Annotated in this window: 15 protein-coding genes; 6 read left to right on the top strand and 9 right to left on the bottom strand. The window is 66.9% G+C overall.

The genetic code is table 11. The features are described 5' to 3' along the window. Positions 1–75 precede the first annotated feature (75 nt). Both pgm and J9315_RS15350 read right to left on the bottom strand, forming a co-directional pair. Positions 76–1,731, bottom strand: coding sequence for a phosphoglucomutase (alpha-D-glucose-1,6-bisphosphate-dependent) (gene pgm / locus J9315_RS15355; RefSeq protein WP_211978254.1), 1,656 nt, complete (start codon positions 1,729–1,731; stop codon positions 76–78). Between the two features lie 145 nt (positions 1,732–1,876). Beyond that, positions 1,877–2,203, bottom strand: a complete 327-nt coding sequence (locus J9315_RS15350) for a rhodanese-like domain-containing protein (protein WP_144589196.1) — start codon at positions 2,201–2,203, stop codon at positions 1,877–1,879. Between the two features lie 298 nt (positions 2,204–2,501). Between J9315_RS15350 and J9315_RS17620 the strand changes: the two genes are divergently transcribed. After that, the gene (locus J9315_RS17620; protein ID WP_131248588.1) at positions 2,502–3,281 is read left to right on the top strand and encodes a pyridoxamine 5'-phosphate oxidase family protein; all 780 of its coding nucleotides are present in this window, start codon (positions 2,502–2,504) and stop codon (positions 3,279–3,281) included. A 90-nt stretch (positions 3,282–3,371) separates the two neighbouring features. Here J9315_RS17620 and J9315_RS15340 read toward each other — a convergent pair whose 3' ends face one another. The 6 genes from J9315_RS15340 to J9315_RS15315 form a co-directional block, all read right to left on the bottom strand. Then, complete coding sequence (locus J9315_RS15340) at positions 3,372–4,835, bottom strand: (2Fe-2S)-binding protein (RefSeq protein WP_211978253.1); 1,464 nt, start codon at positions 4,833–4,835, stop codon at positions 3,372–3,374. After that, positions 4,832–5,215: a (2Fe-2S)-binding protein gene (locus J9315_RS15335; protein WP_009377286.1), complete on the bottom strand. Its 384-nt coding sequence runs from the start codon at positions 5,213–5,215 to the stop codon at positions 4,832–4,834. Before J9315_RS15335 ends, J9315_RS15340 begins: the two co-directional genes overlap by 4 nt. Then, the gene (locus tag J9315_RS15330) at positions 5,212–6,477 is read right to left on the bottom strand and encodes an FAD-binding oxidoreductase (protein ID WP_100227434.1); all 1,266 of its coding nucleotides are present in this window, start codon (positions 6,475–6,477) and stop codon (positions 5,212–5,214) included. The genes J9315_RS15335 and J9315_RS15330 overlap by 4 nt, the downstream gene beginning before the upstream one ends. Before the next feature lie 13 nt (positions 6,478–6,490). Then, on the bottom strand, positions 6,491–7,258 hold the full coding sequence (locus tag J9315_RS15325) for a GntR family transcriptional regulator (RefSeq protein ID WP_211978252.1): 768 nt from the start codon (positions 7,256–7,258) through the stop codon (positions 6,491–6,493). Positions 7,259–7,293: 35 nt separating this feature from the next. Continuing rightward, positions 7,294–8,301, bottom strand: a complete 1,008-nt coding sequence (locus J9315_RS15320; RefSeq protein ID WP_211978251.1) for a proline racemase family protein — start codon at positions 8,299–8,301, stop codon at positions 7,294–7,296. 103 nt (positions 8,302–8,404) lie between these two features. Then, the gene (locus J9315_RS15315) at positions 8,405–9,334 is read right to left on the bottom strand and encodes a dihydrodipicolinate synthase family protein (RefSeq protein WP_211978250.1); all 930 of its coding nucleotides are present in this window, start codon (positions 9,332–9,334) and stop codon (positions 8,405–8,407) included. Between the two features lie 165 nt (positions 9,335–9,499). On the opposite strand from J9315_RS15315, the gene J9315_RS15310 reads away from it, so the two are divergent. From J9315_RS15310 to J9315_RS15295, 4 genes are all read left to right on the top strand, one after another. Then, positions 9,500–11,020 carry an alanine/glycine:cation symporter family protein gene (locus tag J9315_RS15310; RefSeq protein ID WP_063250417.1) on the top strand — a complete coding sequence of 507 codons (1,521 nt, stop codon included), beginning with the start codon at positions 9,500–9,502 and terminating at the stop codon, positions 11,018–11,020. A 160-nt stretch (positions 11,021–11,180) separates the two neighbouring features. Then, positions 11,181–12,467 carry an FAD-dependent oxidoreductase gene (locus J9315_RS15305; protein ID WP_211978249.1) on the top strand — a complete coding sequence of 429 codons (1,287 nt, stop codon included), beginning with the start codon at positions 11,181–11,183 and terminating at the stop codon, positions 12,465–12,467. A gap of 78 nt (positions 12,468–12,545) precedes the next feature. After that, positions 12,546–13,397 carry an ABC transporter permease gene (locus J9315_RS15300; RefSeq protein ID WP_227006988.1) on the top strand — a complete coding sequence of 284 codons (852 nt, stop codon included), beginning with the start codon at positions 12,546–12,548 and terminating at the stop codon, positions 13,395–13,397. After that, positions 13,390–14,160, top strand: coding sequence for an ABC transporter ATP-binding protein (locus tag J9315_RS15295; RefSeq protein WP_211978248.1), 771 nt, complete (start codon positions 13,390–13,392; stop codon positions 14,158–14,160). The genes J9315_RS15300 and J9315_RS15295 overlap by 8 nt, the downstream gene beginning before the upstream one ends. Positions 14,161–14,268: 108 nt before the next feature. Here J9315_RS15295 and wecC read toward each other — a convergent pair whose 3' ends face one another. Next, entirely contained in the window at positions 14,269–15,528 is a 1,260-nt protein-coding gene (gene wecC, locus J9315_RS15290) for a UDP-N-acetyl-D-mannosamine dehydrogenase (RefSeq protein WP_211979340.1), read from the bottom strand. Between the two features lie 406 nt (positions 15,529–15,934). Between wecC and wecB the strand changes: the two genes are divergently transcribed. Then, on the top strand, positions 15,935–17,038 hold the full coding sequence (gene wecB / locus J9315_RS15285) for a UDP-N-acetylglucosamine 2-epimerase (non-hydrolyzing) (RefSeq protein ID WP_211979339.1): 1,104 nt from the start codon (positions 15,935–15,937) through the stop codon (positions 17,036–17,038). Positions 17,039–17,059: the final 21 nt, after the last annotated feature.

The raw sequence follows: 17,059 nt of genomic DNA, 5'->3' as shown, positions 1-17,059 counted from the left end.
TGCCTCCTAGTTGACGATTGAATGAGTCAACGGAGAACCAGGCGAGAGTATTCCGCAGGCCCTAGCGTCCGAGCCTCACCCCTGCGGCTGCTTGCCGAGCACCCCGTCGACGAGGGTGCGTGCATCGTGCTGGACGGCGCGCAGGTGGTCCTCGTCGCGCAGGGACTCGGCATAGATCTTGTAGACGTCCTCGGTGCCCGACGGTCGCACGGCGAACCAAGCGTTGTCGGTCGTCACCTTGAGTCCGCCGATCGGCGCGTCGTTGCCGGGTGCCGAGGTGAGCACCGAGGTGACGTCCTCCCCGCCGATCGTCGATGCGGTGACCTGCGAGGGTTCGAGGGCGCCGAGGCGGGCCTTCTGCTCGCGGTTGGCCGGCGCGTCCTGGCGGGCGTAGGCGCTCGTGCCGAACTTCTCGGCGAGCCCCGCATAGCGCTGTGACGGTGTCTGCCCGGTCTTCGCCGTCATCTCCGAGGCGAGCAGGGCGAGGATGATGCCGTCCTTGTCCGTCGACCACACCTTGCCACCTCGGCGAAGGAAGGACGCGCCCGCGGATTCCTCACCTCCGAACGCCAGGGTCGAGTCGAGGAGGCCGGGGACGAACCACTTGAAGCCGACGGGGACCTCGAAGAGGCGGCGGCCGTGGGCGGCGACGACCCGGTCGACGATCGAGGAGGTGACGAGCGTCTTGCCGATGGCCGCCTCGGCGGGCCAGTCGGGACGGTTCTCCAGGAGGTAGTCGATGGCGGCGGCGAGGTAGTGATTGGGATTCATCAGCCCGGCGTCGGGGGTGACGATGCCGTGGCGGTCGGCGTCGGCGTCGTTGCCGGTGGCGATGTCGTAGTCGTTCCTGGAGGCGATGAGCCCGGCCATCGCGAACGGCGATGAGCAGTCCATGCGGATGTTCTCGTCCCAGTCCAGCGTCATGAACGACCAGGTGGGGTCGAGTTCGGGGTGGACGACGGTGAGGTTGAGGTCGAAGTCCTCGGCGATCGCCGCCCAGTAGTCGACGCTCGCCCCGCCGAGCGGATCCGCACCGATCCTCAGTCCAGAGTCGCGGATGAGGTCCATGTCGATGACCGAGGAGAGGTCGCCGACGTAGTTGGAGATGAAGTCGAAATTCTCGGTGTTGTCGAGATGGAAGGCGCGCTGGAAGCTCGTGCGCGGGATCTTCTCCCACCCGGATTCGAGGTAGGCGTTGGCGCGGTCGGCGATCCACTTCGTCGCCTCAGTCCCGGCGGGCCCACCGTGGGGCGGGTTGTACTTAATACCGCCGTCGGCCGGAGGGTTGTGGCTGGGGGTGATGATGATGCCGTCGGCCTGGGCGTCGCCGATCGACTTGCCCGCATTGAAGCCGAGGATCGCATGCGAGAGCGCCGGAGTCGGCGTGTAGCCGTCGCGTTCGTCGATGAGCGCCGGGACGTCGGCGGCGGCGAGGACCTCGAGGGCGGTGAGGAACGCCGGTTCGCTCAGCGCGTGGGTGTCACGGCCGAGGAAGATCGGCCCGCGCACACCGTGATCCTTGCGGTAGTCGACGATGGCCGCGGTGATCGCGGCGATGTGGGCTTCGTTGAAGGCCCGATTGAAGCTCGAGCCGCGGTGCCCCGAGGTCCCGAAGCTCACGGCCTGTCCCGGCACCGACGGATCGGGGACGAGGTCGTAATAGGAGTCGAGGAGTGCGGGGACGTCGATGAGGTCCCCGTCCTGGGCGAGCTGGCCGGCACGAGTAGTCATATGCCTACCTTGCCAAACACGTCCGCCTCGACACAGTCAGGGCCCCCGAGTTCTTGCATCGTGGACGCAGACGCCCATGCATGAGGGCAGGTCACAGGCCGTGGTCAGCCCACGTCCAGGGTCGCGGCGTCGTGCCGCGACCGCCTCACTTCACCCAGGGTTCCTGGCCGGTCTCCGAGACGATGGGCTTGCCGTTGTCGATGTTCCACGAGCCCATGCCGCCTTCGACGTTGTAGGCGTCGAAGCCGTTGAGGTTGAGCCACGCCGTCGCCCGCAGCGACCGTCCGCCGGTGCGGCAGATGATGTACATGTCGTCGTCGAGCGGCAGATCGCCGAGGCGTTCGGGCAGTTCACCGAGGGGAACGTGGATCGCGCCCTCGATGTGTCCGGCCTCCCACTCGTCGTCCTCGCGTACGTCGATGATCGCGGCGCCGTCGGGGATCTCGGTCACGGTGACAGATGGTTCGCTCATGCCTCCCAGTGTAGGACCGTGCCCTGACGCTCGCATCAGGCCCATCCCCTCGCCGAGGCGGTCGGACCGTCCCCGGTGGGTCCGCGGTTCCGCAGTCGCAGCGTTTCGCCGAGGTGACCGAACGCGCGCAGGCGAGTGCGGTGCGCCCGCTGCCAGTTGAGAACCGCCAGTTGAGACAAGGCCACTGTTGTTTTCGACGCGCTCGTGTGAGAATGACGGCATGACCGTCCGTGGCCTGCCGGGCAACCGCTCGAGTGCAGGCACTCGGGGTCGGAATCCGTCTGCGAAGGGGAGAATCATGAGCCGCAACAGGAATGAGTCCAACGGAGAAGAGACGGCACGCGACGCCGCCGCCGGCCTCGACCACGCCACTGAGAAGATCGGCGGCACCGCCGACATCGAACAGGGCGCGAAGGTCGGCTACACCGAGGAGAACGTCGAAGCCCGCGCTCAGGAGACCGCGACCGCGGAGGGCTTCACTCTCTACCGCAACCCCGACGGCTCGCACACCGCGATCGACGAGTCCGCGACCGTCGGATACGCCTCGACCGGCCCGCAGCGCGATGCCACTGACCGCCGCCACCGACGGGAGGAGTCCGCAACTGACGGCCTCGACCAGCGCGACGTCGTGCGCATCCTCCGCGACGCCAAGTACGTCATGCTCACAACGGCGCTCGCCGACGGCAAGCTCCTCGCCCACCCGATGGCGCCGCAGCAGGTCACCGACGATGCCGACGTCTGGTTCTTCATCGGCCTCGACGGCGATCAGGCCGGAGCCCTGCGGCAGAACCCGCACGTCAACATCGCCGTCTCCGAGGCCGGGAACTGGCTTTCGGTAGCCGGCATGGTCGAATTCGTCGACAGCCAGGCGAAGATCGACTACCTCTGGAACGACGATGCGGCCACATGGTTCGAGGGCGGCAAGGAGGACCCGAACCTCGGCCTCCTCCACGTCGTCACCGACTCCGCTCAGCACTGGGGGCTCAAGGGCGGGAAGGTCGCGGGCCTTGCGCAGATGATCAAGGCCAAGGTCACCGGCCAGCGTCCCGAAGGCGGAAGCCAGACGACGGAGCTCTGAGTCCGGCCCTCGGTCAAGCCGGAGCGCACTTTTCGACGGTTCCTCGCTTCGATATGTGCGCTCCGGCTTGACCGAGGAGAGTCTTCGGCTTCACAGGTCGAAGAACGTCGACAGGGGCACCGGCTGGGCGACCGGCCGCTTCATCGTCTGCGACAGTGACGCAGCTGCATCCTCGGCACGCTCCGGATGGCCGGCACCGGGTGGAGCCTGGCCGCCGCGACCGGACAGGCATGTGACCGCGTACCCGCACTCGCGGCCCTGGCACCAGCCCATGCCGGCACGCGTCATGTTCTTCTGCGACCGGGCATCGGTGGCGGCCAGCTCGACGCGGGCGCGGGTGATCTCCCCGGCCCGCACCTCCTCGCACCGGCAGACGATCGTCTCCTCGCCGAGGCGGTCCTCCCACCCAGCAGGCACCGGATGAGCCCGGTGCATCGCTGCGGCGAACGCCCGGTGGCGCGCGATCGTCGTCCGCTCGGCGCGCAGTCCCGGCGCCGTCCGACCGGTCACCTCGGCGGCGGCGACGGCACCAGCGACCCTGCCCTCGGCGACCGCGAGCACGGCACCGCCGACCCCGGTGACCTCACCGGCGAGGAGGAGCCCGGGCACCGAGGACCGCTGACCCTCGTCGACGATTGCGACGAGCGACCCGTCGACATCGACCCGTGTGGCCGCCCCGAGGGACACCGGCAGCTCGAGCTGCGGGGTGAACCCCCACCCCAGACCGACCGCGTCGATGTCGTCGAGGATCCGTTCAGTGCCGGACACCGCCTCGCCGAGGCGGTCGATCCGTGCCGTGCGCACGGCCTCGACCCGGTCGTCGCCGAGGATCTCCGTGACCACGGTCTGGGTCCGATAGGGGATGCGCTCGCGGAGGAACGTCCACGCGTAGCCGGCGCCCTCGAGCGCCTTCTCCGGCACCCCGGCGGCCGACCTCACGTGGGGAAGCCATCCGGTGAGGCGGGAGGATTCGAGGACGGCGGCGACCTCGCCGCCGAGCCGGACGACGGTGTCGGCGACGGGGAGGAGGAACGGGCCGGTGCCGGCGATGACGAAGCGCCTGCCCGGCAGCAGGTCGTTCTGCTTCGCGAACCCCTGGATGCCGCCGGCGGCCATGACCCCGGGCAGGTCCCAGCCGGGGATGGGGATCTGCCGGTCGTAACCGCCGGTGGCGATGATGAGGCGCGACGCCCGGACGACCGGGTCGGGAGACTGTCCGGGGCCGTGGCTCGGGGCGAGCCGCAGGATGAAGCCGTCCTCGCCCGCTGCCACCGCCCACACCGAGGTTGAGGGCCGGAAGTCGATGACGCCGGTGGCGATGCTCGCATCGAAGGCCGCCCGCAGAGCGAGGTAGTCGTCCCACCCGTGGTGGAGGTGCCCGTCATCGCCCGCCGAGGCTTCGGTGCGGTGCCGCCAGAACTGACCTCCCGGTTGGATGGCCGAATCGACGACGAGGATGGTCGACGCTCCGCCGGCGGCAGCGGCATTCGCTGCCGCGAGGCCGGCCGGCCCGGCTCCGATGACGGCGATGTCTGCCGTGAGAGCGGGACTCATCGTCTGCCCCGATTGTCGGCGGTCGTCCCATCGTCACCGCGGGGAGGTGGGCCGTCGGCGCGGGGAGGTGGGCCGTCGGCGCGGGAAGGCCGACCGCCACCGCGGGGTGTCGGACGCACCCGACGAGCGTGTCCGCCCGCACTGCGGATGTCCATGCCCTCGGCGAGCGGGATCATGCACGCCCGCTGCCCGGTCTGACCGTCGATGTCGACGAGGCAGTCGAAGCACACGCCGATCCCGCAGAAGAGTCCGCGCGGCCGACCAGCCCGGGTCGTCCGCCAGCTCGTGCGTCCCGAAGCGAGGAGGGCGGCGGCGACGCTCGCTCCCGCGGGCGCGCTCAGCGGGGATCCGTCGAAGGACGCGGTGACCTCATCGCTCATGCCGACTCCTCCCTCCATGTGGGGACAGCATTTCGCCCTGTCGCCTCGACCCCCGCCGGCCCGACGATCCCCGAATCCCCGGTGACTTCTGCCGGCCCGTCGAGGAGTCCCGACTGCTCGAACCGTTCGGGGGCGAACGGCGTGAGGTCGCGGTCCGCGTCCTCGCCTGCCATCGCCTGGGCAAGGAGCTTGCCCGTGCCCACCGACAGTCCGATGCCCGCACCTTCATGACCGCACGCATGCCAGAGCCCCGGCGCTCTCGGATCGGGTCCGATGACCGGCAGGTGATCGGCGCAGTACGGGCGGAAGCCGTGGTAGTGGCGGAGGATGCGGGTGTCTGAGAGGAACGGGAAGAGGGCGGCGGCGTTGCGGGCAATCGCCCCGAGCGCCTCACTGCTCACCCGTTCGTCGAAGCCGACGCGCTCCCGGCTCGAACCGACGAGGATCGTCCCGGCCGGGGTTCCCTCGACGACGGGGCTCGCCTGGAGGTCGTCGGCGGAGCTGCCGACATTGTCGATGTACTCGGCGGCGTAGACCTTGTGGGCGATCATCGGCGGCAGGGGTTCGGTGACGAGGACGAAGCCGCGCCGCGGCAGGACGGCAAGCTCGATCCCGGCCATCGCAGCGATCTCGCTCGCCCACGTCCCTGCGGCATTGACGATGTGCCCGGCGGAGTACGACCCGGTCGGCGTCCGCACCCCGGTGACCCGATCGCCGGCACGCAGCAGCTCGACGACGGGGGAGTCGGTGACGAGCCGCGCCCCGCGGTCCTCGGCAAGGGCGAGAAGATGGCCGGCGGCGAGCATGGGCTGGACCTGGGAGTCATCGGGATAGAACGCGGCCCCGAGCGCCTCGGCGGTGATATGGGGTTCGAGCTCGCGCAGCTGATTCGGATCGAGGGGGATCGCTTCGACGCCGAAGGCCCGCTGGGCGGTGGTCACCCGGTCGAGGGAGGCCAGGCTCGATTCGCGGGAGGCGACGATGATCCCGCCCTTGGCCTCGAACTCCCAGCGGTCGGCGAACTCGGCGAGTTCGCCCTTCCACAGGCTCAGCGAATACTGGGTGAGCGCGAGCTCGGGTCCGAGTTCCTTGTCGGAGACGAGGAGGTTGCCCTCACAGCGGGACGAGGTTCCCGAGGCGGGCAGACCGCGCTCGACGACGGTGACGCTCAGTCCCGCCCGGGTCGCATAGTAGGCGATCGCGCTGCCGACGATGCCGGCGCCGATGACGAGAACGTCGCTGGTCCCGTCCGGCCGCCTCATGCGCCCGAGCCCATCACGGTGAATCTCCCAGGCCGCCCGAGCCTCCCGCGCCGCCTCCCAAACTCGCACCGCCGGCACTCCTACCACTGGCACCCGTACCGCCGACACCCCTAGCGTCGCCCGCCTCGCCGCCGGTCGCCCAGATCGAGCGGGCATGGCCGATGTGGGCGCGCATGAGCGCTTCGGCGCCGGCCCCGTCACGGTCGCGGAGGAGACGGATGAGCTCATGGTGCTCCTGTGCCGAGGCGACCAGCCTGCCCTGGCGGGCGAGCGCGGCGATGCCGTAGAGGCGGGTGCGCAGGCGCAGGGAGGTCGCGAGTTCGGTGAGCTGCGGGTTGTCGGCATAGGAGAGGACGCGCGCGTGGAAGCTGCGGTCGTGGGCGAGGTACTCGGCGAGGTCCTCCTCGGCGGCACCCCGGGCGCACGCATCGGCGAGTGCCGTGAGCTCGGCGAAGGCCTCCTCGGTGATGTTCTCGGCGACTGCGTGCATGACGGGCGGTTCGATGAGGAGGCGGATCGCGGCGAGGTCGTCGAGGTCCTTGTCCGTCATCGTCGTCACCCGGAAGCCCTTGTTCTTCACGGTCTCGACGAGGCCCTCGCGGGAGAGGTCCATCATCGCCTCGCGCACCGGGGTCGCCGAGACCCCGAGCTGCTCGCCGAGCACCGGTGCCGAGACGAGCTCCCCCTCGGCGAGGTCGCCGGTGATGATCGCCGTGCGCAGGCGGCCCAGCACGGTCTCGCGCAGGTTCTTCGGGCGATCGAGGCGGGGGAGATCCGGCACGGGAGAGTCCTTTCGTCGGCTGACTACGAGGATACTCATAGGAGGAATCCCGCCGGGAACGGATCGGACGGATCGAGGAAGTACTGCACGGTGCCGGTCACCCAGGCCCGGCCGGTCACGGTCGGCACGACCGCCGGACGGCCGCCCACCGTGGTCTCCCCGACGAGGCGGCCGACGAACCGGGACCCGATGTAGGACTCGTTGACGAAGTCGGTCTCGAGCGGCAGCTGCCCGCGCGCGTGGAGCTGCGCCATCCGCGCACTCGTGCCCGTCCCGCACGGGGACCGGTCGAACCAGCCCGGGGAGATCGCCATGGCATGCCGGGACCGCCGGGCATCCGAGCCCGGGGCCATGAGGTAGACGTGGTGGAGGCCGCTGATGTCGTCGCGCTCCGGATGGACGGGCGGATCGGTCGCGTTGACCGCGTCCATGATCGCCAGCCCCGCCGCGAGCAACTCGTCCTTGTTGCTCCGGTCCTCCCGGAACTCGATGCCGAGGCTCTCGGTGTCGACGATCGCATAGAAATTGCCCCCGAACGCGAGGTCGTAGGTGACCGTCCCGAGGCCCGGCACCTCCACCTCGGCGCCGAGGCGGTCGGAGAAGGAGGGGACGTTCGTGATCGTCACGGCATCGGCGTGACCGTCGGTGACGGCCACCTCGGCGAGGACGAGCCCTGCCGGGGTGTCGAGGCGGATCGTCGTCACCGGTTCGCTCACCTCGACCATCCCCGTCTCAACGAGGACGGTGGCGACGCCGATCGTGCCGTGTCCGCACATCGGCAGGCATCCGGAGACCTCGATGTAGAGGACACCCCAGTCCGCGTCGGGGCGGGTCGGGGGTTGGAGGATCGCCCCCGACATCGACGCGTGCCCGCGGGGTTCGGTCATGAGCAGGGTGCGCAGCTCGTCGCGGTGGGTGATGAACCATGTGCGGCGCTCGGCCATCGTCGCTCCCGGGAGCACGCCGACCCCGCCGGTGATGACGCGGGTGGGCATGCCCTCGGTGTGCGAGTCGACGGCGTGAAAGACGCGGGACGTGCGCAAGGCGGCCTCCTCGTTGATGGCCGGGGTCCCCTCGGCGGTGAGGGGGTGGGGTTCGGGTGACCGGGTCCCGGGAGGTCCCCGGGATCCGGTCTTCGCATGATATCTAGAGCGCCGAGGCGGTCGCCCGGGTCTCGGTCGCGTATCCCTTGGCGGCCGCGGCCTCGGTGTCGGCGACGATGCGCTCGACCAACGGCTGGGACAGCGGCAGGCGCGGGGGACGGCAGAGTCCGCCGCGCAGGCCGAGGACGTCCATCGAGAGTTTGATCGCCTGAACGAACTCGGTCTTCGAGTCCCAGCGCAGGAGCGAGTGGAGGTCGCGGTAGATCTCCTGGGCGCGGACGAGGTCGGCGACGTCGCCGGAGGTGCACAGCTCGAAGAGCTCGATGCACGCGCGGGGGATCGCGTTCGGGTAGCCCGAGACCCAGCCGACGGCACCGGCGAGGCCGACCTCGAGGACGGTGTCGTCGGTGCCGATGAGGATGTCGAGGGTGGGGGCGAGCTCCTTGATCTCGTAGATGCGGCGGGGGTCGCCGGAGAACTCCTTGACGCCGACGACGTGGCCGGCGGCGTGGATCTCGGCGATGAGGGAGGGGACGAGGTCGACCTTCGTGTCGATGGGGTTGTTGTAGGCGACGACGGGCAGGCCGACGGTGGCGACCCTTGCGTAGTGGTCCTTGACGATCTCGGCATCGGCTCGGTAGGTGTTCGGCGGCAGCTGCATCACCGAGGTGGCGCCGGCCTCCGCTGCCTGCTCCGCCCACCGCTGGGACTGGAGGGCACCGTAGGCGCCGGTGCCGGCCATGACGTGGAAGCCTGTCGGGCTCGCCTCGGCGGCGGTGGCGATGACCCGGGCGCGTTCGTCGTCCGAGAGCGTCTGGTACTCGCCGAGCGACCCGTTGGGGGCGACACCGTCGCAGCCGTGGGCGGCGAGCCACGCGACGTGCTCGGCGAAGGCGTCGTAGTCGACGGCGAAGTCGTCGGTGAACGGCAGGGCGGTGGCGACGATGACACCGTGCCAGGGCTTGGTCGACATGGGTTCTCCCTCTGGTTCGATCGCATCTTCATTAATGCGGTGTGACATGTTACTGTGCAATGGTACACACACGGAGTGGCGTGTGTCACGTTCCCTGGTTCACAGTTCCACAGTCCCGTTTCCGCAGTCCCTGTCACTGAGTCCATGTCACAAAGGAGTCGACCAATGGACGACCTGCTCGACGTCATCGGCACGATCAACACCGGCATCTGGAATCCCATGGCCTATATGGCCCTCGGCCTCGGCCTGCTCTACACGATCTGGACGGGGGCGGTGCAGATCAGACGACTGCCCGATCTCGTGAAGATCCTCAAGGAGAGCTCCGCCGGCGACGAGGGAGGGATCTCGAGCTTCCAGGCGCTCGCCCTCACCCTGTCGAGCCGCGTCGGCGTCGGCAACATCGCCGGTGTCGCCACGGCGATCGCCGTGGCCGGGCCCGGTGCCCTGTTCTGGATGATCGTCATGGGCATCCTCGGCGGGGCGACGGCGTTCGCCGAGTCGACGCTCGCCCAGGTCTTCAAGCGCCGCATCGACGGCGAGTACCGCGGCGGCATCCCCTACTACATCGAGCGCGGCCTCGGACAGAAGTGGCTCGCCGTCATCGCCGCCGCTGCCACCGTCATCCTCTACGCGATCCTCGCCCCCGGCGTGCAGAGCTTCAACATCGCCAACAGCGCCAACGTCGCCTTCGGCACCCCCGAATGGGTGACCGGCCTCATCGTCGCCGTCGTCTTCGGCATCATCGTCATCGGCGGGACGAAGCGGATCACCGCGGTCGCCGACAAGGCGGTGCCGTTCATGGCCGCCGGTTACATCCTGCTGGCGGTCGTCGTCATCGTCGTCAATCTCGACAAGGTGCCCGCGGTCATCGCGCTCGTCTTCAGCTCGGCGTTCGGCGTCCACGAGGTCTTCGGCGGCATCGTCGGCGCGGCCGTGGCGTGGGGTGTGCGCCGGGCCGTGTTCTCCAACGTCGCCGGCGTCGGTGAGGGCACCTACGCCTCGGCGGCGGCATCGGTCTCCCACCCGGCCAAGCAGGGCATCGTCCAGGCGTTCTCGATCTACGTCGACACGGTCCTCGTGTGCTCGGCGACGGGGATCATGATCCTCATGACCGACAGCTACAACGTCGTCACCGAGGCGGGGCGGATCCTGGTGGAGAACATGCCCGGGATTGAGCCCGGCACGGAGAACACCCAGGTCGCCCTCGACTCGGTCTTCCCCGGCTTCGGCTCGGTCTTCGTCGCCCTCGCCCTCTTCCTCTTTGCGTTCACGACGCTCATCGCGTTCAACTACATCTCCACCTCGGCGGCCGCATACCTCTTCAAAGGTGCCGCGCTGCGGATCGTCACCCGCATCCTCCAGGTCCTCATGGTCGTCATCGCGTTCCTCTCCGCGATCCTTCCCGCGGACCTCATCTGGGGCATCGGCGACATCGGCTACGGATCGCTCGGCTGGATCAACATGATCTGCCTCGTCTTCCTCGCCCCGCTCGTCTCGAAGGTGCTGCGCGACTACACGGCGCAGAAGAAGGCGGGACTCGACCCGGTCTTCGATCCGATCAAACTCGGCATCCGCGGCGCCGACGCGTGGACGGGGGAGAACCCGCCGGCGGCCGTCGCCGTGGCCCGCGCGAACAATGAGCGGCTGCAGAAGACCGGCGTGGATGCGCCCCAGCGGCATCAGTGACCCTCTCGCTCAAGCCGGAGCGCACTTTTCGACGCGAGGAACAGTCGAAAAGTGCGCTTGTGCTCGAGCGGACCAGCCACCCGCCAGGCAGTGACGACGCTCACTCCTGAGCCTGCTTCACCCGGTCTGACATGGGGCGGTCCCGGTCTAGCATGGAGCTATGGGGAAGCAGATCGTCATCATCGGTGCCGGCTTGGCCGGGACCACCGCCGCCAGAGAACTCAGCCAGGCGGGCCAGCGCGTCACCCTCATCGACCCGGATGCGGGTGACACGTACGAACGCCCGCCCCTGTCGAAGCACCTCTTCGACGACGCCCGCTACCACCTGCCGTACCACCTCGAATCCGATGAGGCCATCACCTTTGTCCGGCATCGGGCCGCGTCGCTCACCCTCGCCGAGGCGGGGGCCCAGATCGCCGGAACCGTGCACCTGGCCTCGGGGGAGACCCTCGACTTCACGCACTGCATCCTCGCGACGGGAATGGAGGCCGACCGTCCGGAGATCCCCGGATACCCGGATGCGCTGCCGGTCTACAACCTCGGCGAGGCGGAGTGGATTCGCGACTTCGTCGCTGAGGCGGGCGACCCTCTCGACGTCGGTGTCCTCGGGTCGGGGTACCTCGGGATCGAGGTCGCCAGTGCCGCGGTTGCGGCCGGGCACAAGGCGACGGTCTACCTGCGCGGGACCGAGCCGTTGCGTCGGCAGCTCTCGGCGCCGGTGCGTCAGGCGCTCTTCGCCAAGCACAGGGAGGCCGGCGTCCGCTTCGTCACCGAGCACACCGATGCCGCGGCGATCCCGCAGGGCGTCCACGATCTCTTCGTCACGAGTGTCGGCGCCCGCCCGGTGCGGATCCCCATCAACGGGGCTCTGCCGACGACCGACGAGCATCCTGCCGATCCCGAGGGCACGGTGTCGGGAGAGGCGCCGACGTTCGCATGGGACGTCGACGCGCACCTGCGCACCGCCTACCCGGGAGTATGGGCGGCAGGTGATTGTGCCCACATCACCGGCGGCCGGTTCCCGCTCGACCATCCGTGGGCGTGCGAGCCGGTGGCCGAGAGCCACGGGAAGTACCTTGCCGAGCAGATCCTCGCCGAGGATGCCGACAGTGGCGTACGGGACTGGACGACCGCCTCGGCGGGGGTGGAGCCGTGGGACGACGTTCCGTGGCACTGGAGCTTCCAGGGTCCGGAGAAGGTCTTCACGGCGGGTCTGACCAGCCCTGATGCCACTGACACGATCGTCCGCAGCGATCCCAGTGGCGCGAAGTTCCAGGTCTTCCACTTCGAAGGACCGGAGCCGGAAGCTGAGCTCGTCGGCGTCGAAACGCTCAACTGGCCGCCGATGCAGGCCGCGGCCCGGCGGGTCCTCGCCAGTTCCAACCGTCCCACCCGAGCGCAGCTTGAGAATCCCGAATTCGACTTCAAGGCTCACAGTCGCTTGTGAGATCGGCAGGCAGTCATCGCGTAGACTTCCTGTGTTCAAACCCCCATTGTCGACGAGAGAATCTTTACCTACATGGACATGGCCAAGCTTGCTGCCGAGCATGGACTCGACAGAGTGGGTGGGCGGCCGTCTCTCCCCCAATACATCAAGCAGCTGTGGAAGCGCAGCGATTTCACGCTGACGCTGTCCCGGTACCGGATTCAGTCCGAGAATGAGCGCAACCGGCTCGGCATGCTCTGGGTCGTGTTGCGACCGACGTTCTCGGCGATCATCTACGGCGTGATCTTCGGCGTGATCCTCGGCGGTGCCGGAATGCGGCCGGATGATTTCGTGCCCTTCGTCGTCATCGGCGTCTTCATGCTCGAGTTCTTCAACTCGTCGATGAACGGCGGCGCGAAGTCGATCATCTCGAACGCCTCTCTCGTCCAGTCCCTGCCGTTCCCGCGCATCGTCCTACCGATCGCGACGGTCATGCAGAACCTGCTCAACTTCATGCCGACGATGGCGCTGATGATCATCGTCGCGGTCATGTGGGGGGCGAGGCCTTCGTGGGAGTGGCTGCTCTTCATCCCGCTCATCATCCTCTTCTGGATCTTCTGTCAGGGTATTGCGTTCATCTTCGCGCGTATCACCGTCCATTTCAGGGACCTCAGTCAGGTGACGCCGTTCATTTCTCGGATGATCTTCTACACGTCCGGCGTGTTCTTCTCCCTCAACGAGATGATCGCGAAGACCTATCCCTCGCTGCAGCCCTTCGCGGATTGGCATCCGCTCAACGAGGTGCTCTCGATCTCGCGCGGCATCCTTATGAAGGGCTACGAGATCCCCTATGAGTATTTCGGGTACTTCGCCATCTGGGCCTTCGGCATCTTCATCTTCGGGTTCGTCTTCTTCTGGCAGGCTGAGGAAAGGTACGGTCGCGATGAGTGAGGCAGAGAAGGTCCACGACGAAGTGCACGAGTCCACCCCGCCTGTCGTTATCGCCGATGATGTCCACGTCATCTATAAGACTCTGGCCACGGGCAAGAAGCTCAAGCTCGGCGGTGCCGGAGGCATGCTTCAGAAGACCCGCGGACTGCGCGAGGTCCACGCGCTCAAGGGCGTGAGCTTCGTTGCCCACGCCAATGAGTCGATCGGCGTCATCGGCAGCAACGGTTCGGGCAAGTCGACGCTCATGCGGGCGATCACCGGATTGACTCCGACGACGCAAGGCGCGGTCTATGCAAGTGCCCGGCCGAACCTCCTCGGTGTCGGTGCCGCGCTCATCCCCGACCTCTCAGGTGGACGCAACATCGTCCTCGGCGGTCTGGCTTTGGGCCTGTCGCGGTCGCAGATCGAGGAGAAGTTCGACGACATCGTCGACTTCACCGGCCTTGGCGACTTCATCGACATGCCGATGCGCACGTACTCCTCAGGAATGTCGCAGCGCCTCAAGTTCGCCATCGCGACGGCGGTGCAGCACGAGATCCTCATCGTCGACGAGGCGCTCGCCGTGGGCGATAAGAAGTTCCAGCAGCGCAGTGAGGGGCGGATCCGCGAGATCCGCGAGAACGCCGGTACGGTCTTCCTCGTCTCGCACTCGATGCGCTCTATTCGCGACACGTGCAATCGCACGCTGTGGATCGAGAAGGGCGTTCTGCGGGCCGACGGTCCCACCGACGACGTCGTCAAGGAGTACGAGTCGTTTAAGTAGGGGAGTGGTCGTCGACCGAGCTCAGGTCGACGATCAGTTGACCGAACGACTGTGGGCGCCCGGATCATCCGGGCGCCCACAGCCGCATTCAGTTAGTTTGAGAGGCGGTCAGTTCCACACGCCTCGGGTGTCGTGGACGATCTTCTGGGCGAGCAGCGAACGGTCAATGCGTGCGAACTCGGTGTGGTCGACGAGCAGCAGGACGATGTCCGCGTCCTTCACAGCATCGTTGAGATCGGTGAGGGTGACATTGGCCCGCTCAGCGAGATCGGACGGCAATTCGTCGATGTTCGGCTCGACAGCCATGATGGTCGCGTCGGGAAGCTTGTCCGAGAGCTCATTGACGATCTGACGGGCCGGGCTCTCGCGAAGGTCGTCGATGTTCGGCTTGAACGCGAGGCCGAGCGCGGCGATCTTGACATCCTTGATGCGGTTGGCCTGCGGAAGGAGCTTGTCGAGGACGAACTGCGGCTTCGAGTCGTTGACCTCGCGGGCGGTCTTGATGAGCGAAGAGAAGTCGGGAGTCGTGGCGACGATGAACCACGGGTCAACGGCGATGCAGTGTCCGCCGACTCCTGGACCGGGCTGAAGGATGTTCACTCGCGGGTGGTGGTTGGCGAGGTCGATGAGCTCCCAGACGTTGATGTCGAGCTTGTCGGCGATCATCGACAGCTCGTTCGCGAAGGCGATATTGACGTCGCGGTAAGCGTTCTCGGTGAGCTTCGACAGTTCTGCGGTGCGAGCATCGGTCATGAGGAACTCGCCCTCGCAGAAGAGCTGATAGAGGTCGCGTGCGCGCTCTCCCGCGTTGCCGTTGAGGGTACCGACGATTCGGTCGTTCGTGCGGAGCTCGATCATGATGCGGCCCGGAAGCACACGCTCCGGGCAATGCGCGAAGTAGATCGACTGCGCCGTGCCCGGCTTGAGGGTGAGGTCGGGACGAGCTGCGATGATCGTCTCGGCGAGGAACTCCGTGGCCCCAGGGGGAGACGTGGATTCGAGGATGACGAGTTCGTTGCCCTCGAGCAGGGGCGCGATCTGCTTACCGGCTGCCTCGATGTAGGAGAGATCGGGCTTGTGCCCATCGGTGAACGGAGTCGGAACCGCCACGATGTAGTTGTCGGCGTGGGGAGTATCAGTTGTTGCCCTGAGGAAGCCCTGCGAGACCACACCGGCGACTGTGGTCGCCATGTCCGGTTCGACGAACGGCACCTGGCCCGCGTTGATTACGTCGACGTTCTTCTGATTAATGTCGACTCCAACGACATCCGCACCGGTGCTCGCGAGAATCGCTGCGGTGGGAAGGCCGATGTAACCGAGGCCGATCACGGCAACGGACGGACGTGCGGTGTCCACGGGGGCATTCATGTGGTTGGGCTCCAAATGGTCGAGGCGCGATGGGCTGCTGGACGAATCGCCAGCGGGCAACTCAGCGCCGTTGGTTGGTGATGCGATGAACTTCCCATTCTGCGAACGAAAGCTGACACCACTGAAATCAGGCTCAACTATATCAACGACGCCGAGATGAAGTATTTTCGTCGTACACGTGAATAGAATTCTGCGCGGGAAAAGCGACATCAACGCCCGATGCTATTCTGTCCCGGGGATCGACGGGCACCTTTTCGACGCCCCGCCGCGCTGGGCTTTGGGCCCAATCGCTAAAATCAGCACAAGTGCTGGTCATCCACCGGTAACCAATGGATCATTGAAGCCCGACAACGGGGGTAGAGGAGTAGCTGTGAGCGAAGTCGAGGCGGCCGCGAAGCCGACGGTCATGGTTGTCTACGGGACGCGCCCTGAAGCGATCAAGGTGGCCCCGGTGATCAAGGCTCTCGAAGAGGATCCTCGCCTGACGCCGGTGGTCGTCGTCACCGCCCAGCATCGAGAGATGCTCGACCAGGTCAACGAGGTCTTCGACATCACTCCGAACGTCGATCTCAATCTCATGGCACATGGGCAGACTCTCAATGGGATTGCCGGGACGGTCATCTCGAAGATCGACGAAGTTCTCGAAGCGCACAAACCCGACGCCGTTATTGTGCAGGGCGACACCACAACTGTCATGGGAGCGGCAATTGCTGCTTTCAACCGCGAGATTCCCGTTGTTCACCTTGAGGCGGGACTGCGCAGCGGAGACATCAATTCTCCGTTCCCGGAGGAGGCGAATCGCAAGATCGTTTCGCAGATCGCCCGGATCCACCTGGCCCCTACCGAGGTGTCCCGAGCCAACCTCCTCGCTGACGGGGTGCCTGATGAGAACATCCACGTCATCGGCAATACCGTGATCGACGCTCTGCATTGGGCGGTCGCTCGCCCCACAGAGAACACCATTCCCGAGCTTGAGGATAGCGCGGTCGAGGACAGGCGCGTGCTTCTCGTGACCACTCACCGCAGAGAGAATCTCGGGGATAACATGGTCAATATCGGTCGAGCGATGAGGCGCCTTGCGCTTGATTATCCGGACCTCCTCATCGTCTGGCCGGCACACAAGAACCCGAAGGTCAGGGCATCCATCGCTCCGCAGATCGCTGACCTCGACAACGTCGTATCAATCGAACCGGTCGAGTACGGCGAGTTCTCACACCTCATCGCTCGCTCGGACATCGTCCTCACAGATTCCGGCGGGATCCAGGAAGAGGCGCCCAGCCTCGGAAAACCGGTACTCGTCCTCCGGGAGAACACTGAGCGGCCGGAAGCTGTCGATGCAGGAACGGTCAAGCTCATCGGCACGGATACCGAGCGGATCGTCTCGGAGGTCTCCAACCTGCTCGACGATGAGTCCGCCTACAAAGAGATGGCAAACGCAGTGAACCCCTACGGAGATGGACTCTCTGCGGGCCGGAGCGTGGAGATCCTCAACTCACTACTTGTGAGGTGAAAACCTAGCTGGACCCACTTT

Origin of the sequence: Brevibacterium sp. W7.2, assembly GCF_018137945.1 — a bacterium.
GTDB lineage: Bacteria > Actinomycetota > Actinomycetes > Actinomycetales > Brevibacteriaceae > Brevibacterium > Brevibacterium sanguinis.
This window is presented reverse-complemented; position numbering and strand designations above follow the sequence as displayed.

Excerpts from the sequence above, each read along its gene's own strand:
- pgm (WP_211978254.1), bottom strand. The coding sequence starts at position 1,731 with ATGACTACTCGTGCCGGCCAGCTCGCCCAGGACGGGGACCTCATCGAC.
- J9315_RS15350 (WP_144589196.1), bottom strand. The coding sequence starts at position 2,203 with ATGAGCGAACCATCTGTCACCGTGACCGAGATCCCCGACGGCGCCGCG.
- J9315_RS17620 (WP_131248588.1), top strand. The coding sequence starts at position 2,502 with ATGAGCCGCAACAGGAATGAGTCCAACGGAGAAGAGACGGCACGCGAC.
- J9315_RS15340 (WP_211978253.1), bottom strand. The coding sequence starts at position 4,835 with ATGAGTCCCGCTCTCACGGCAGACATCGCCGTCATCGGAGCCGGGCCG.
- J9315_RS15335 (WP_009377286.1), bottom strand. The coding sequence starts at position 5,215 with ATGAGCGATGAGGTCACCGCGTCCTTCGACGGATCCCCGCTGAGCGCG.
- J9315_RS15330 (WP_100227434.1), bottom strand. The coding sequence starts at position 6,477 with ATGAGGCGGCCGGACGGGACCAGCGACGTTCTCGTCATCGGCGCCGGC.
- J9315_RS15315 (WP_211978250.1), bottom strand. The coding sequence starts at position 9,334 with ATGTCGACCAAGCCCTGGCACGGTGTCATCGTCGCCACCGCCCTGCCG.
- J9315_RS15310 (WP_063250417.1), top strand. The coding sequence starts at position 9,500 with ATGGACGACCTGCTCGACGTCATCGGCACGATCAACACCGGCATCTGG.
- J9315_RS15305 (WP_211978249.1), top strand. The coding sequence starts at position 11,181 with ATGGGGAAGCAGATCGTCATCATCGGTGCCGGCTTGGCCGGGACCACC.
- J9315_RS15300 (WP_227006988.1), top strand. The coding sequence starts at position 12,546 with ATGGCCAAGCTTGCTGCCGAGCATGGACTCGACAGAGTGGGTGGGCGG.
- J9315_RS15295 (WP_211978248.1), top strand. The coding sequence starts at position 13,390 with ATGAGTGAGGCAGAGAAGGTCCACGACGAAGTGCACGAGTCCACCCCG.
- wecC (WP_211979340.1), bottom strand. The coding sequence starts at position 15,528 with ATGAATGCCCCCGTGGACACCGCACGTCCGTCCGTTGCCGTGATCGGC.
- wecB (WP_211979339.1), top strand. The coding sequence starts at position 15,935 with ATGGTTGTCTACGGGACGCGCCCTGAAGCGATCAAGGTGGCCCCGGTG.